Origin of the sequence: Peptostreptococcus sp. D1, from assembly GCF_900112955.1 — a bacterium.
Classification (GTDB): Bacteria; Bacillota; Clostridia; order Peptostreptococcales; family Peptostreptococcaceae; genus Peptostreptococcus.
Genome location: NZ_FONP01000004.1, coordinates 19872 through 35999 on the forward strand (window position 1 = coordinate 19872; position 16128 = coordinate 35999).

General features: G+C 30.6%; 14 protein-coding genes and 1 tRNA gene. 1 reads left to right on the forward strand and 14 read right to left on the reverse strand.

The genetic code is table 11. The features are described from left to right. Positions 1-32: 32 nt before the first annotated feature. The 3 genes from BM120_RS04515 to BM120_RS04525 form a co-directional block, all read right to left on the reverse strand. Entirely contained in the window at positions 33-1325 is a 1293-nt protein-coding gene (locus tag BM120_RS04515) for a ComEC/Rec2 family competence protein (protein WP_177187371.1), read from the reverse strand. A gap of 400 nt (positions 1326-1725) precedes the next feature. Next, positions 1726-2913 (reverse strand): GNAT family N-acetyltransferase, encoded by a 1188-nt coding sequence (locus BM120_RS04520; RefSeq protein ID WP_091993640.1) that lies wholly within the window; start codon positions 2911-2913, stop codon positions 1726-1728. A 14-nt stretch (positions 2914-2927) separates the two neighbouring features. After that, the gene (locus BM120_RS04525; protein WP_091993642.1) at positions 2928-3833 is read right to left on the reverse strand and encodes a DUF2156 domain-containing protein; all 906 of its coding nucleotides are present in this window, start codon (positions 3831-3833) and stop codon (positions 2928-2930) included. A 159-nt stretch (positions 3834-3992) separates the two neighbouring features. Between BM120_RS04525 and BM120_RS04530 the strand changes: the two genes are divergently transcribed. Beyond that, the gene (locus BM120_RS04530; protein ID WP_091993643.1) at positions 3993-4859 is read left to right on the forward strand and encodes a ComEC/Rec2 family competence protein; all 867 of its coding nucleotides are present in this window, start codon (positions 3993-3995) and stop codon (positions 4857-4859) included. A 161-nt stretch (positions 4860-5020) separates the two neighbouring features. On the opposite strand, the gene BM120_RS04535 is transcribed toward BM120_RS04530, so the two are convergent. The 11 genes from BM120_RS04535 to BM120_RS04580 all read right to left on the reverse strand — a co-directional run bounded on the left by BM120_RS04535 (position 5021) and on the right by BM120_RS04580 (position 16071). Beyond that, on the reverse strand, positions 5021-5728 hold the full coding sequence (locus tag BM120_RS04535) for a tRNA threonylcarbamoyladenosine dehydratase (RefSeq protein WP_091993808.1): 708 nt from the start codon (positions 5726-5728) through the stop codon (positions 5021-5023). Positions 5729-5867: 139 nt separating this feature from the next. Then, entirely contained in the window at positions 5868-9239 is a 3372-nt protein-coding gene (locus BM120_RS04540) for a cell wall-binding repeat-containing protein (RefSeq protein ID WP_091993645.1), read from the reverse strand. 100 nt (positions 9240-9339) lie between these two features. Continuing rightward, complete coding sequence (locus BM120_RS04545; protein WP_091993646.1) at positions 9340-10116, reverse strand: acyl-CoA dehydratase activase; 777 nt, start codon at positions 10114-10116, stop codon at positions 9340-9342. A 13-nt stretch (positions 10117-10129) separates the two neighbouring features. Further along, positions 10130-10387 carry a putative Se/S carrier protein gene (locus tag BM120_RS04550; protein WP_091993648.1) on the reverse strand — a complete coding sequence of 86 codons (258 nt, stop codon included), beginning with the start codon at positions 10385-10387 and terminating at the stop codon, positions 10130-10132. A 111-nt stretch (positions 10388-10498) separates the two neighbouring features. Beyond that, entirely contained in the window at positions 10499-11773 is a 1275-nt protein-coding gene (locus BM120_RS04555) for a double-cubane-cluster-containing anaerobic reductase (protein WP_091993650.1), read from the reverse strand. A gap of 187 nt (positions 11774-11960) precedes the next feature. After that, positions 11961-13688: an aminotransferase class V-fold PLP-dependent enzyme gene (locus BM120_RS04560; protein WP_091993651.1), complete on the reverse strand. Its 1728-nt coding sequence runs from the start codon at positions 13686-13688 to the stop codon at positions 11961-11963. 247 nt (positions 13689-13935) lie between these two features. Then, a tRNA-Sec gene (locus BM120_RS10870) sits at positions 13936-14032 on the reverse strand. Positions 14033-14140: 108 nt separating this feature from the next. Further along, positions 14141-14806: a uracil-DNA glycosylase gene (locus tag BM120_RS04565; protein ID WP_091993653.1), complete on the reverse strand. Its 666-nt coding sequence runs from the start codon at positions 14804-14806 to the stop codon at positions 14141-14143. Positions 14807-14814: 8 nt separating this feature from the next. Then, positions 14815-15180 (reverse strand): NusG domain II-containing protein, encoded by a 366-nt coding sequence (locus BM120_RS04570; protein WP_091993655.1) that lies wholly within the window; start codon positions 15178-15180, stop codon positions 14815-14817. A 53-nt stretch (positions 15181-15233) separates the two neighbouring features. Next, entirely contained in the window at positions 15234-15740 is a 507-nt protein-coding gene (gene nusB / locus BM120_RS04575; protein ID WP_091993657.1) for a transcription antitermination factor NusB, read from the reverse strand. Beyond that, the gene (locus BM120_RS04580) at positions 15733-16071 is read right to left on the reverse strand and encodes an Asp23/Gls24 family envelope stress response protein (RefSeq protein WP_091993658.1); all 339 of its coding nucleotides are present in this window, start codon (positions 16069-16071) and stop codon (positions 15733-15735) included. Before BM120_RS04580 ends, nusB begins: the two co-directional genes overlap by 8 nt. Between the last annotated feature and the right edge of the window lie 57 nt (positions 16072-16128).

Consider the following 16128-nt stretch of genomic DNA (forward strand, 5'->3'; position numbering starts at 1 on the left):
TTTAATATATTTCCCTCTGTTATAATATTCTATCATTCAAAATTTTTTTTATCAACTATATCAAATTTGTTTTTAATAATAAAATACCTCTCTAAAAATATATCTATCAATATAACTATTACAAAATATGAAATCATCGCTCCTATACCCATCTTTTTAATTACAATGTTGTTGACTCCATAATCTCCAATCATTTTTAGTACATAAATCAGCGTATCCAAAATATGCACATTCACCTGAGAAATAGCCATCGATATAGCAAACGAAGCATTAAAAAAAATCATCGACAAAAAATCTAACACTAAAATAATCATAGCAAATGGTATTGCAACAATGTTTCCAATGATTGATACAGTCGAGACCTCTCCATAGAAAAATAGTATTATTGGAATGGTTAAAATATTTGCAGCAATTGAAATACATACAGAATTAAAGCAGAGCAATAGCTTTAAGTATCTAGTAAAAATTCTTATTGACAACACTGTACCAAAGCTTAATAAAAAAGATGCATTGTATATTACATTAGGATTTACTATTATAAATATACTCGAGAGTACATATACGACATTTTCAATATCGAAATCTCTATCAAGAAAAAAAGAAGTATATAATACTGCCATCATTGATATTGCTCTGTAAATTGAGCTACCACCACCAATCATCAAGCTATATAGCATTATTATTATAAAAATGGCAATAATCTTTTTCAAATTACTTATTTTTCCCAGCAAAATCACAATCATATTGGCTATAAGTCCTATATGTAATCCAGAGATAGCCATTACATGACTTGTTCCTGAATCCTTAAAAATATATTGAATTTCTTCATCAATGCTTTCAATCCTACCTATCACTAATGCATTGACTACACTAGATAGCTCCTTGTATAGAAACCTGTTTGTTTTGATAATATAATCCTTCGCTATAGAAAGCTTGCTCAATAAATAAGACCGTCCAACCAGCTTGAAATTTTTCGCCCTAAGATATCTATTTATCCCAACACTTTTTAAATACATTCCATAGTCAAAGCCCTTTACATTCATATTATCAAGGTCCTCACTTTCACCAAAGAAAACAACTCTGTCACCAATGCTTAAATCTGATATTCCATTTTTTTTATTCAATTCCCAATCATATTTTTTCACAGAAATCAATGAATCACTCACAATGTATTCAATGGTGCTTTTTTTGTATTTTTTATTGGTAATAACACCGCAAATCACCGAATTTCCATTTGATATAGAATCATTTACACTTTTATTGTCTTTAATATTGAACACAATAAAAACAGTCAAAATTAATATTAAAAGTCCTGGTCTTCTCATCATAAATCTCCTTGCAAATAAATAGTTACCTTCTAATTATTTTTAGGCATTTTTATGTAGAAAATACTTACTATACTAATATATTGCTTTGGAAATTTTTCTTGAATATTATGTAGTTAAAAAATGCTACAGAGTTGAAATAACTAGTAATCACAAAAAAATGCTCGAATTATTAAAAGCTAAGATGTATTCTTTGAATAAGCCTACAATATTAAAGGCATCTACTAATAAAAATAAGTACTTTTACAGTTTTTTCAAAAGCAATATTTGGCTAATAAATTACAATAAAGCGTTGGCTATAGCCAACGCTTTATTGTAATTTATTTATTGGTATTATTTTATTATAGATGAGTATAGCATTTCAGCTCCATGAAATTAAAAGAAAAAAATTATTACTATATTACACATATTCATTGATATGGTTTACTTCTTTGGAAAAGGATAATAGATTTTCAAGTCTATTCTTCAATCCATTCTCTTTCACAGAAAAATAGTCTTCTCTCAATTTTAAGGCTTCATCTACACTAGAATATTTTGTAAAAATTTTTGTCGCTTCAGCAATATCCAGTTCAATTTCATATTCCTTACTACAGCTATCTTCTACAAATAAAGTCCCTGATTTATTTACCAGCCTAAATACCTTATCATTATTAGATAGATATTCATCATTAATTTTTATCAAAATACTTTCTTCGTCCAAAGCTTTTCTTATAACAAATCCACAAGCATTAATAAATTTCTTAAAATCAATAATCCTAGCCATCATAAAAGGCTTAATTTCAAAGGTAGCATCCTTTGGATTATCCAATAAAAGCCTTAGTGGATCATCAATTGAGCTCATCATTTCTACTCTTTTGCACTGTGTATTATGGTTAAATACAAACTTTAAAATAGATTTGTATGATGTGATATCTATTGAATAAATTTCTCTAATTGTGAACACTCCACCTGATATTGAATAGACGATATAACCGGAGGGTATTCCACTAATATAGTTGATATATATGCTTCCGCCATCAACATCCATCTCTTCAATCAAATCAAAAAAATAGGCTTCATCTCTTAAAGCAAATCCATTATAATCAGATGCAGCCAAACTATAAATATTTTTCAATTCAGAAGCATCTTTCGTAGTTGCCTTTTTAAAATCACCAATATATTTAAATTTTTTGAGATCAAAAATATCCACACTATTTAAAATCATATCATAACAATTGGAAAATCCGAATTTAGTATATAGTCTAAAATCAATCGGCATCAATATACTAATACTTTGACCTCTTCTTAACATTTCCTTCAAGGATTCTATCATCATATCATTCATGATTCCCCTACCTCTTGCTTCTGGTAAAGTGGAAACACCAACCACATATGAAGTATTAAACTTCTTACCATTCATCAATATATCATGCTGATTCAGATGAATAGAAGAAATGAGTCTATCTCCATCCTTTGATATCACTACGTTGTTATGATTAAGCTTCTTATCAAAGTAGAAATTAACATAAGCCTCACTATCCTCAAAGCAGTATTTCCAGATATCTTTTATCTGATTGATTTCATCTTTTTTACATAATCTAATTTCCATATGACACCTCGTGACTATATTTCTCTTACCGTATATTTTTCAACGAACCTTTCCGGATAATATGAAAGCTTTGCTTTTCTCAGCCCAGGGACTCCCATATCTTCTTCTCTGTTTACCCACTTTACATCTGGGAATATATCAGCTACAAACATTTTATTTATGTATGGATACAATCCTCTAATATCTGCATTCGCTTTTTCAATATGAATTAATGCCATATCATCATTTATTTTTTCGCCCATACTGAAGGCCTGTAATTTTCCATCAATAAAAACTCCATATATTTTCAGCTTATCTTTTATTTTATCATAATTGTCGAAAAGCTTCTTCATACCAATGTACTCATCGTCTATGCTGTTTTCGAAATCCTCATCTCCATTTTTTGTCTCATTCCATTCGTTCAACAAGCTAAAACAGGCTGGAAAATCGTCTTCATTTAGAAGCCTTCTCTCAATTCTACCCTCATATTCTTTTGTAAAGAAGTTAATATGATTTCTTTTACCACTCAGCTTTCTACCCTTCAAGGTTCTCATCTTTTCAGCATCATACACATAATCAAATATATCTCTTTCCTCAATGTAGTCAAACTTACCTGGATAAAGCTCCCTTAGCATTGTTACAACACTTGAATCAATACCTCTAAAATATACCTTATTTTTATCCGTATCAAACCAATTTATTGCATATTCTATTGCTTCCGGAATCCTTTCCTTTGGTGCCAAGGGCAAAATCGAGAATATTTCTCCCTCATGCTCACCTACCAAAACGGCAAAGCCATCTCCAATATGGTAGCAAGTCTTATACGCATGCTGCCACATAAATAATGTATTAAAACAGTATTCACAAGCCTCATAATCGACCATCTCGAAATACTTATCTAATACCTCCTTTGATTCTATATTTATTTCTTTAAATTCCATTATTACATCTCCCTGCTATTTTATCAAATAATTTATTAAAATTTAAAAAATCAAGTTTATTTTTACTATCGTTTTGACTATATTCATATAACTATGATATACCCTTTTTTATAAAAAGTAAACCAAAAAGTTACGATTTAATAGGAGACAACGTTTTTTATGAAAAAAATTCTCAAATATATAATTGTTATTGCTATATTAATATTTACGACCTCTTGTTCAAAAGATAAAGCACTTGAGGTTCATGTTATTGATGTTGACCAAGGAGATTCTACATTGATTATTACCCCCGATAAAAAGTCCATTTTAATCGACGCAGGTGAAGATATTTATGCAAGAAATGTAATAAGAGAACTGAAAATTTCAGGAGTTAATCGAATTGATATCGTTGTTGCAACACATTTTGATAAGGATCATATCGGAGGCTTAGACAAAATAGTGAACACCTTTAAAGTTTCTAATATTTTTGTGCCTCCAGGTGCCGTATCACATCAAGACTACTATGAATTTATCAACTCATGTAAAAATAAATGTATAAAACCATCTGTAATTAACGATTTTATCAGCCTCAAGCTTGGAGCAGAAACAGCAATTGACTTTTTATCACCAATATATAGTAATACAAAATACGAAATTGAGTCTGAAATAACTGACTCAAAAGAAATAAACAAAAACTCAATAGTATTTTTATTAAGATGCTTTAACCACAAGCTTATTTTTACAGGTGATATTGATTCAGAGGTAGAAGATAAGATTTTAAATTTATACAATTTAGAAAATACCTCTTTTTTAAAGGTAGCTCATCATGGAAGCAAATCATCTACCTCTGAAAATTTTATCAAGGAGCTGACTCCTAAAATATCATCAATATCCTGTGGATATGGCAATAGATATGGTCACCCACACAAAGAAACTCTCAACACATTAAATAAATACAAATCAAGGATATACAGGACTGATGTAAATGGAACTATGACATTCTATTTTACCGATAAAGGTATCTACTCCAAAGAAAAATACGAATAACCACTTAACCACTACCATTAATGTATATAAATCCATTTGATTAGTTTTTTTAATATATTTTATATATGTAGCCACTTAATTTGTTTTTTTCAATTAAACTAGCTATTTGATTTGATTCCTTTAATTATAGTGACTACCTAGTTGTTTTTTTACGTATGCAGTTACTTGATTAGCTCTCTTACTATATATGAAGCTATAATCAGTCCAGCAGCCGACGGAACAAATGATACACTTCCATTTACTCTCTTCTTTTTACCATCAGCTTCATCAACACCTGTTTCTGATGGTTTTTCTTTGGAATAAACTACAGCTAGTCTCCTAATTCCCATTTTCTTTGATTCTCTTCTTATTATTTTTGCCAACGGACACATTTCAGTCTTATATATATCCGAAATTTCAATCTTCGTAGGATCTAGCTTATTACCCATTCCCATTGAACTAATCAATCTTAATTTTTTGTTATCACATTCTTTTATTAATGCCAATTTTGATTTTACCATATCTATTGCATCTACTACGAAATCGTAATGTTCGCACAAAAAATCAGAGCAATTTTCTTCTGTCAATAGAGCACATACTTTCCTTATATTTAAATTTGGATTAATATCAAGAGCCCGTTCATACATTACATCTACTTTATTTTTTCCAATACTAGAATTTAAAGCAATAATCTGCCTATTGATATTTGTTTCATCCACTTTATCAAAATCGACAATAGTTATATTGCCCACTCCTGCTCTTATTAGTGATTCTACTACGAAACCACCTACCCCACCTACTCCAAATACTAGGATATTGGCATCTCTCAACTTATCTATTCCATCGCTTCCAACGACTATTTCAGTCCTCTGTTTAAAATCATTTCTTATCATCGGCTAGCCCTTTCTTCTTAATGATAGTTCTTCTCTTTTCAGGTTTAAATTTGAAGCTACAAACTATTTTATAAACATATTTAATATCTGTCAACCAATAAAAGAAATGAGGCTGACATAAAGCCAGCCAATCTTTTTAAATAACATTTATGATTAATTTAACATTCCCAAACATTACAGCAGGTTGTCCTCCATAATCACCAAAATAATTACTATCATCTTCAAATAAAATGAAAAAATCTTCACTTAGATTTGTGTTTGAACCGACATTTACTTTAATTTTTCCATTTTCAAACTGAAGATTTCTATTTAATTCAACACTATCTCCAGCATAATCAGTATCTGATTGAGTAATAAAATTATTATTAGTGTCTTTAAGAGGATTATCAATTATCAAATATCCATCGATTATTTTATCTCTGTTTACTTCATATTTTAAAATAAGATTATCAAATGACATTGTTCTAACCTTATCTTCACTATTTTTTGCTTCCTTATCGACTGAATTGGCTTCTCTTACCAAGAAATTCTTATACCATTCAAAGTCATCTATAGTTATATTAGTAATCGCAGCTTCATTTAAATATGTTTGTTTCTTAATACTCTCCAAATAATTATTTGCCAAAGGATTTTTTGCAATTCTAAATCGCTTAAGCTCTAAAGACTCAAGAGAAGAAATGTCACTAATATTATTGTCATTCAACAATAGTGCTTCAAGTGATGACAAAGTATTTAGTGGAGATACATCTGTAATTTTATTGCCATAAAGATACAGTGTTTCCAAATTCACAAGATTTGATAAATCTTTTACATTCGTAATATTATTATTCTCTAGGTCTAGTCTTCTCAAAGTCACCATATTTTTAATAGGACTAAGATTTGATATATTATTTTCTTCCAAAGAAAGTGTTGTTAGTTTTAAATTTCTAATCGGAAACAAATTTCTCGTTTCTGTTGAGTTAATTCTCAAATCTTCTAACTTTGTATTTTTTTCTAATGAAGATAAATCTAACTCCTTTGATTTATCAAGCTTTCTATAATCCTGATTTAAATAGTAAAGAGCTTTTAATTTTTTTGCATTTGATAAAAACTCAAAGTTTGATAATTCTCTTCTGAGATTTCTATCATTTAATGAAACATCGAATTTTTCAAGATTTGTTGCAAATCTTAATGGCTCAACAAGTTTATCATCAATATTCTTACTAATTGCAGAAAATATCTTTATTTTTTTTAAATCACCTACTGTTAAATTATCGCTGCTTTTTTTGGGTAGATATTCATTTTGGGCATCATCGGTTAAATTCGAATATTTCTTTTCGATTTTGCTATAATGATTCATAATTTTAAAGTATGATTCCTTAACACTTTCATCAACATCAACAATATCATTATCATTCAAAGACTTTTGTTTTATATTTATAGTAGATGTAATAAATCCAAATTCATCAATTCCAGAAATAATATTAATATTGAAGTCCAAATCCTTATTGTATATATTAGGATTTATTTCAATAATATATTTATGCTTATCCTTGTCATAAACTATTGATTTAATTGCATTTTCAACAATTTTTTCATCTTTTTCTTTTGAATTTTTTTTATCTAAAACAACCTTATTATCCAAAAACATAGTGTCTAACTCAAAGTTTGCAGCTATTTCATCTAGTCCTCTAAACTTACTATCAACTTCAATTGTTCCTCCAGTTGAGTTTACTTTCTTCCCAATGCTCTGTATAGATTTCTGACCAAAGAAACCACAGCTATATCCTTCGTTATTTTCTTGCTTTTTATACATTTCTGATAGCATATTGTTAATCTTCGTAAAGTCAGTAATTCTGTTACCATTAATACTCAAATCAATAAGCTTATTATAGTTCTGTATTACGTCTGCATTTTCAATATTATTATCTGAAGCATCAAACATTTCAAGATTTACAAGTTTGTCCAAAGAATCAATATTTGTTACACCTTTTTCTTTGTTATTATCTACGTTAAAGTGAATATCCAAATACCTCAAATTTGTTAAGTTCGCTAAAGGTGAAACATCTTCAATTAAATTATTATATAGCTTTAAATGTTCTAATTGAGTCATTTCTGCCAAGGGCGATACATCTTTAATTCTGTTTCTATCAATTTCAATGTACTTTAATTTTTTCAAACCCTTTAACGGTGTTATGTCTTCAAATTGACATTCCGAAATTTCAATTGCCTCTAAATTTTTTAAATACTGTATACCTTCAATGCTTTTTAAATTTCTAGCAACTAACCATTTTCCTTCAGCCTTTGTCAAAGGTATAATAGGCTCTCTATCAGTATCATTTTCTATTGTTGTAATATCCTTTCCATTTGAAAAATAAACGCTAAGTTGTTTTATTTTGAGTAATTCTTCTTTAGTAACCTTCTGATCATCAGCTCTTTTAGGATCAATATTTTTATTTATTAATTTCAAAAACATCGGGTCTTTTATATTTACATATTTATTCTCAGTGCTTTGACTTGATCCACTTAACGTATTTGATGAATTAGAGCTAATATTATCTCTATTATTTATTCTGCCAAGCTTTGAAATTGAATTTTCTATATCAAAACCAACGCTATTTTTTCCACCAACAATTATTGCTTTACTAATTTCAAATGAATTCTTAATAAAATTGTCCATATTTTTGTTTGAAAACACAATAGGTGCCATATATCTTTTTGATAGAGGAATTGCCGATAATGAATCTGGAAAATTATTTCCATCAGTTATAATTAAATTATCAACAGCCTTTCCTTTATTGTTTTGAATTCGCTTAAACTCTTTTGCAATATTTTCAGCTGTTTCTAGCCTATCATTACCAAATATTCTAGAAATTTTTTTCTTCCCAAAATTAATATTAACTGACTTTTCTCCGCCAAAAACTACAATATTTTTTTTCTCAATAAATTTCAATATATCTTTGTTGATGGTTTTCCCATCAGTTAATAACAATAAACCATTATTTGAACATAAATATGGAACCGACGAAAGAGCATCTGAAAACTTGTTTCCATTTGTGATTCCGACAGTCCTTATGTTAAATTTTTTATCAAGATATCTTAGGACTTTTTCAGATGTTTCGTATCTATCAATTCCTCCTAGTCTACTCATAAAATATTTTTTAGATAATAATGTTTCAACTTCCTTAGATATTGAATTTTCTCCACCTACTATAATAACCTTTTCTACGCCCAGCCTTTTTAATTCATATAATGTTGAATCAGATAAACTGTCTTTTTGGGATAAAAACAGTGGAATGTCCTCTAAAAAAGAAATCGTTCCTGATGATAGTGCATCAGCAAAAGTCTCTCCACTTGCTATTACAGCCATTTTTGAGCTGGAATACGATGATTTTGATACCAATGCATTGGTTTCAAATCTATCTGACCCTGATATTCTTGTCACAGCAATCTCATTCGCAAATGAACTAATTCCCAATGTAAAAGTCAACGAAATTGCTAGCATTGAAATAAATATATTTTTCTTCATATTCCCCCCTGATTTACTACATTTTAACAAATAATTTAATTTATCCTATAATCACTTGAAAATAGGCATTTTTAAAAATTTATCGTTAAATAAGCATTATCTATTCTTTTCTTTCTTTATTGTACTTTCTTTCTGCATTCCTTGCTGCACCAAGAGCACCAGCAAATCTTCCATACTCAGATGTATTTACTGGTATTCTTATCTTTTTAGAAACTGAATCAGCAAAATACTCATTAGAGCTCAATCCACCTGTTAAAATAACATATTCAGAATTTGCAAACTTGCCAAATAGTTGTGCTACTTTTCCAGCTACAGAATCTACAACCCCTGCAGCAATATCTTTTCTACTTCGACCTTCGCCGATATAATTGATAATTTCCGACTCTGCAAAAACTGTACAAAGAGAACTAATCGGCAATATCTGTCCAGTCATCGCCATATTAAATAGATCGTTAATGTCCACTCCAAGTCTATTTGCCATAATCTCAACAAACTTTCCAGTTCCAGCGGAGCACTTGTCATTCATCAAAAAATCTGTTACAATACCGTTTTCTATTTTTATAATTTTTGTATCCTGACCGCCAATATCAATAATTGTGCAGTCTTTTCCTGCAATTTCATAACCACCCAATCCATGGCAAGTTATTTCTGTAACAATATAATCTGCAAAATCCACTGCAACCCTTCCATATCCCGTTGCTCCTACTATAACATCATTCGATTCAACATCAATATTGTCATTTAATAAAGCGTCTTTAATTATTCTAGCAGCTTCTTTACTACTCCAACCTGTCGGCATAACAAATTCACTTGATACATCTCCTCTCACAACAACCTTCGAAGCAGTAGAGCCTATATCAATTCCTACAAAAATCATAGTAGTACCTCCACTAACAATATCTATCTCTTTTTGGATTTATATCCTTTTCAACGGAATCAATGGATAAAATATCGACATTATTTTCCTCAATGACATTTTTCACCTTTTCAAGCTCATTTTCGGCTATTATCAAAGAAATTCCACAGCACTTCGATAGTGATCTTGGAGTAGGCGAAATTGTTGCTTTCAAACCATTCGATCTCAGTAATTTATGAAGCCTTAAGCCATTTTCGTGATTTTCAAACAAAATATAGAATATTCTATCCATTTCTTCCTCCATTAATTTATCAATTATTTTTAAAAAATTACACTAAATGTATCTTGCCTTAATCTATTACATCGAATCTATCTCTTTAACTAATACATAAAAAACTTTAGTTTATTCTCCAAGCATTTCAATAAATGCACCTATTCTAGTTCTTAATTGCTGTACATCTGAATCAGTGTAATCGGTTTCAATTCCAATAACCGGAATGCCAGCATCTTTTAGTGCCCTTTCAACAATAAATCCTTCTGTGTCGTATAAATTACAGAATTTCAAGTTTACATCTATTACACCATCCACATTATATTCCTTGCAAAGTCTGATTATATCATCGATTCTAGCATTGTTCGGCGTGAAGCAAGCACAGTTGATTCCCATATATCTTTCTGCCAACGCATCAACCTGTTCCTCTAATGTTTCCTTTGATTCATCAACAAGATTTTCAAAGTACCTAGTACCTGTACACATTTCTTCACAAACTACAGCACCACCTGAAGTTTCAACAATATTATGTAGTTTCCAATTCGGTATTGCCAATGGAGTTCCCGCAATCAAAATTCTCTTCGTTCCAGCCGGGAATACACTTATATTGTCCTTTACTCTTTGGTCAAGTTCATCACAAAGCGCATTTGTCATCTGTGCAAATCTAGTCGGATCATCATAAAATGCAATCTGAGAGATTAATAAGCAGTCTTTACCAGAAATTGGAATATTTTTATTCTTTCTGAATTCACTCAATCTTGCAAGTGCCCTTCTTTTATCATTTATCAGCTTTATTGATGATTTTAGAGATTCACTATTGACTTTGTTTCCTGTAAATTCTTCTACAGTAGCTTTCAAAGTCATTATTTCTTCAGCCCATGCCTTATAGTCTTTTCTTCTTTTCATTTGTGGAAGATCCATAACGTGCATTGGGACGTCTTCACCAAGAATTTCCCAAGCTTTTTTCTTTCCATCGCAAGTAGTTTCGCCTATGTACATATCTGCTATTCTAAAAAATGGACAGGTTCTATCAAGCCTTGCTCCAACAGATGCCTTAATAAGTGGACATGTATTTGTCGGAAGAACCTTTTCTCCACCTGGAACCCAGAATTGTGAACCACCGCAAAGACCAGTCGCTATTGCATCTGCACCAAATATTATTTCGTCTGGAACAAATATACAAAATGTACCAAAAACTTTTTTACCATTTTTCTGAGCCTCAATCAATTCCGCAGGTCTTACACCGTGAATTTCTGAAACAACGAAATCATAATATCCCATATTTTCCGGTCTATTTTCTTGTGATAAATAAACATCTGTGAAAGCCACAGGCAAAACATCACATAGTACATCGTGAGTTTCCAAATCCATACCAAGACTTTCCCACATTTCTCTGTAATCTGCCATAAAACTATCCCCCTTAAACATTTAATAAATTAGGATAAGAAAACATTCTCATCAAATTTATATTAACATATAAGGGGGTAAAAATAAATAAATCTAAATCATTATATATATTCATATTTTCTATTATTGAACACTCGAAAATAGAGTATAGCTATTATCTGATTCTCGAAGTTTGAGTAATACTTTCTCAGCATTGTATTAATGCTTTTATTCCTTCAATTATTTTATCTATTTCTCTTTCAGTATTAAAGTATCCAACTGAAAATCTTATTCCACCATGAGGAAATGTACCAATAAATCTATGTGTTTCATGAGAACAATGAATGCCAACTCTAGCTTGAATCGAGTAATTTACATCCAAACAAAATCCTACCATTGACATATCATGTCCTTTTACATTCAACAAACAAAACGATCCCTGTCCCAAAACAACAGAGCTTTCAATTTTTGAAAGTCCAGTCCTCAGCCTATTTCCTAAATCATGCCTTTTCTCTATTATTTTTTCAATCCCTACATAATCAATATAGTCAATTGCCTTGCCAATTCCTAAAATAGCTGGAATATTCAACGTGCCTACTTCAAGCTTATCCGGGATTGTATCTGACATCAAATTCGAATCAGAATTACTTCCATTTCCTCCAAATACAACTGGATTCAATTGGTGGCTTAATTCCTTTGACATTAAGCTAACTCCAACTCCTTCTGCTGACATAAGTCCAATATGAGGTGAAAATACTACAGCATCGACACCCATCCTATCAATATCCACCAAATCTTCACATACAGTTTGAACAATATCCAAAATAAGATATGTATTATATTTCTTGCATTTTTCCGATATTTTGAATAATTCATTTTGATCAATGTAGTTCTCACCTGTAATATTATTAGTTTGAGTAATAAAAATTGCTTTAATTGCTTCTTGATTTTCAGATAAATAATTTTCTAATTCATTTTTTACTTTTTTTACAACTTTTATTCCCTTTGACCTCAAATTATCAAATACTCTCGTTGATGAATTATGATTACAATCTCCAATCAAAATTGTATCTCCCTCTTCTAATAACCCAATTAATATTTGATTGATTGAATAGGTAGCAGAAGGACTAAAAATACATTCAAAATCACTTGGAGTATTAAAAAATGATTTGATTTTCTCCCTGACATCTATTATTTTTCCTTGAAGATCATAGGATTTAATATACGTACCCCTATTAATACTATACGATTGATTGTCTATTACGCTCATCACTTCTGTAGCTACTCCAGGTGCCTTTGGAAAGCAAGTAGATGCATTATCTACATATATCTCACTTAGAATCGACTCCGTTCTTAAAAGCTCTGCTTCTATTGAATCAAGCTCTATTACAGTATGATATTCACCATTCTCACCACAAAGGTCAATATTGCAATTTTCAAGATCTTTAATAGTGTCCGGAGATAATATCCTTCCAATAAAAGCTTCGGCAAGTTTACTATTGTCCACTTTTTTTATTCGTGCGATAAATTTTGTTGCAAATAGATATTCTAAAATCGTTTTTCTATCAATAAACATCAACGGATGGATACATTCTAATCCAACACTGTCACATCTAGCTTTATTCCATTTTAGATGCTGCTCAATATCTATGTCACCAAATACACATGCTTGCGCCCCTATATTTTTTGCAGCTCGCAAAGCATTTTCAAAACACAATTCATAGTCGTCTATCATGGAATCGGTAAAAATGACTTCACACTTCAAAATTTCTGCCACTTCCTTGAAATATTCTTTGCTTAATGAATGTGTCCATGAGATATCTTGGGATTCTATTGTAGAAACTACTAATGCGACCAATCGATTGCCTCTATCTATCATTTTTTTTATTGCCAAAATTGAGTCTTTACCACCACTAAAAGACGCAGCAAATTCCATATTATATCCCTCCCTGAAATTATGAATAACCAACTCTACTTTAACACGAACTAGATACAAAAGTAAATAATAAATAGTTATAAACAAAAAATACGAGATAAAAACTACAGCAAACAAAAAATACAAGATTAAAATATCGCAGACAAAATAAGATAAATAAAAATTATAGCAAACAAATTGGGATAAATGAAAATCGAAAATCACAGAAAATAAAAAAACTACGACAAAGTCGTAGATAAAAAACTATTGGCGGGAATGCGTGAGAATCGAACTCACCCAAGAGGCTACTAACCCCTCATACTAGTTTTGAAGACTAGAGGGCACACCAGCACCCATTCACTCCCGAATACCTATTAATAGTATCATAGTTTGTTAAAAAAATCAAGATAATTTATCTATAAACATCCTAGCAATCTATAGAAAATATCTATACTTGTATAATCAAAAATCTTCTATATTCTCCAATCTATAGCATCCTTACCCAAGGAACTAAGTATATCGTTTATCTTTTTAAAGTGATTGCAGCCAAAAAAACCTCTATGAGCAGATAATGGACTAGGATGAGGAGCTTCAAGCACAAAATGCTTTCTCGTATCAATAAATTGTTTTTTGCTTCTTGCATTTGCACCCCACAACACAAATATTATTGGATCTTCTCTCCTGTTCAATATTTTTATTATCTCATCAGTAAAAATCTCCCAGCCCATATTCTTGTGTGAATTCGCTTGATGTGCTCTGACAGTAAGAACAGTATTTAACAATAATACCCCTTGCTTCGACCAAGCTTCCAAATATCCACTACTCGGCATATCATAGCCGTATTCATCCTTTATTTCCTTATAGATATTAAGTAATGATGGAGGTATTTTTATACCTGGCTTCACAGAAAATGCCAAACCATGAGCTTGTCCTATGTCATGATATGGATCCTGTCCCAAAATTAATACCTTTGTATCTTTATATGAGGTTAGCTTTAGAGCATTGAAAATATCATACATATTTGGAAAAATTTCTCTGCTCCTATACTCTACCTTTAGAAATTCCCTCAATTTAAGGTAGTACTCTTTTTTGAACTCATCCTTTAGTATTTCATCCCAATCATTATTTAAATTAACCATAGCCCCTCCTACTTTACCTCAATGTCATTATCTGATTCACTGCTTTCTCCAACGATTTTCACATTTACTTTATGAGGCAGGCATACAATACTCTGCCCAGGCTTTGAAATGAAGCCAGTTTTTATGCAAACCTGATCAGGGCAGCTTGCCTCAATCATTTCAACACCATTATTATGAATTTTTATTATATTTTTGCCACTATTATCAAGTGTAATTGTCGCATCCTTGTTAATTGGTAGCTCTTTGTATAGTTTATCTCCCACATATATCTGTACTGTAGAAGCTGGACTGGAATTTAGACTTCTATTGACGAGAATAGATGAAATTATTGCTATGGCTACCACAAAAATAACTATCATATCCTTTTTTTTCATTTTATACCCTCATTCTAAAAAAAGACTGAATCATTGACTCAGCCCTTTGATTTTTATTTTTTTTCAGCTTCTGATGTCACACTACCAAGTATACCATTAATGTATTTGTATGAATTATCATCACAGTACTTTTTTGCCATATCGACTGCAACATTACAAGCAACCTTATTCGGTATATCAATCATATACACTATTTCTGCAATAGCGATTCTCAAAATTGAAACGTCAACAGCTGGCAATGTTTCAACACTCCAATTTCTCGCATATCTATTAATGTATAAATTTATTTCATCAATATTTTCCTCAATAGAATCAGAAATATTCATTAAATAACCACCATCCAAAGTCAGCTCTCTAAAATTTTCAAGCTGGTCTATCTCCTTACCGCCATTTTCGTAGTAAAGCTCCAAAATATCATCTTCTATTTTGGGTACAAACTCACAAAAATCATTGAAGATATTCTGCCACAGCTCTTTTGAAAGAGCTTTTTGGTATAAATATTTCATGAAGATTTCTCTAGAAACCATTCTCTTTATTATCGAATCTCTTGGATTACTCATTTTCTTTTTTATCTCTTTCCTTTTTCGTTCCTATACTATCAACATTAATATTCACCTGCGAAACCTTTAATCCAGCCATTGTTTCTACAGCATTGATAATATTTTCTTGTACTTTATAGCAAACCTCTGGGATTATCTCCCCAAATTTAACGGATAAGTCAACGTCTATTATAGCCATATCATCTTCTATATTAACTTTTATGCCATGATTTTTAAAAAGCTTATCTGTAAATGATGTCGATTTATCTATTCCTTCAATTTCTATAGCAGCAAAGCCAGCAATAGTTTGTATTACATCGTTTGATATTTTAACTTGACCTAAATTTTCCATATCACACCTCCATACTTCTTCTTTTACAATAATACCAAAATAACTCATGTTTTGCAA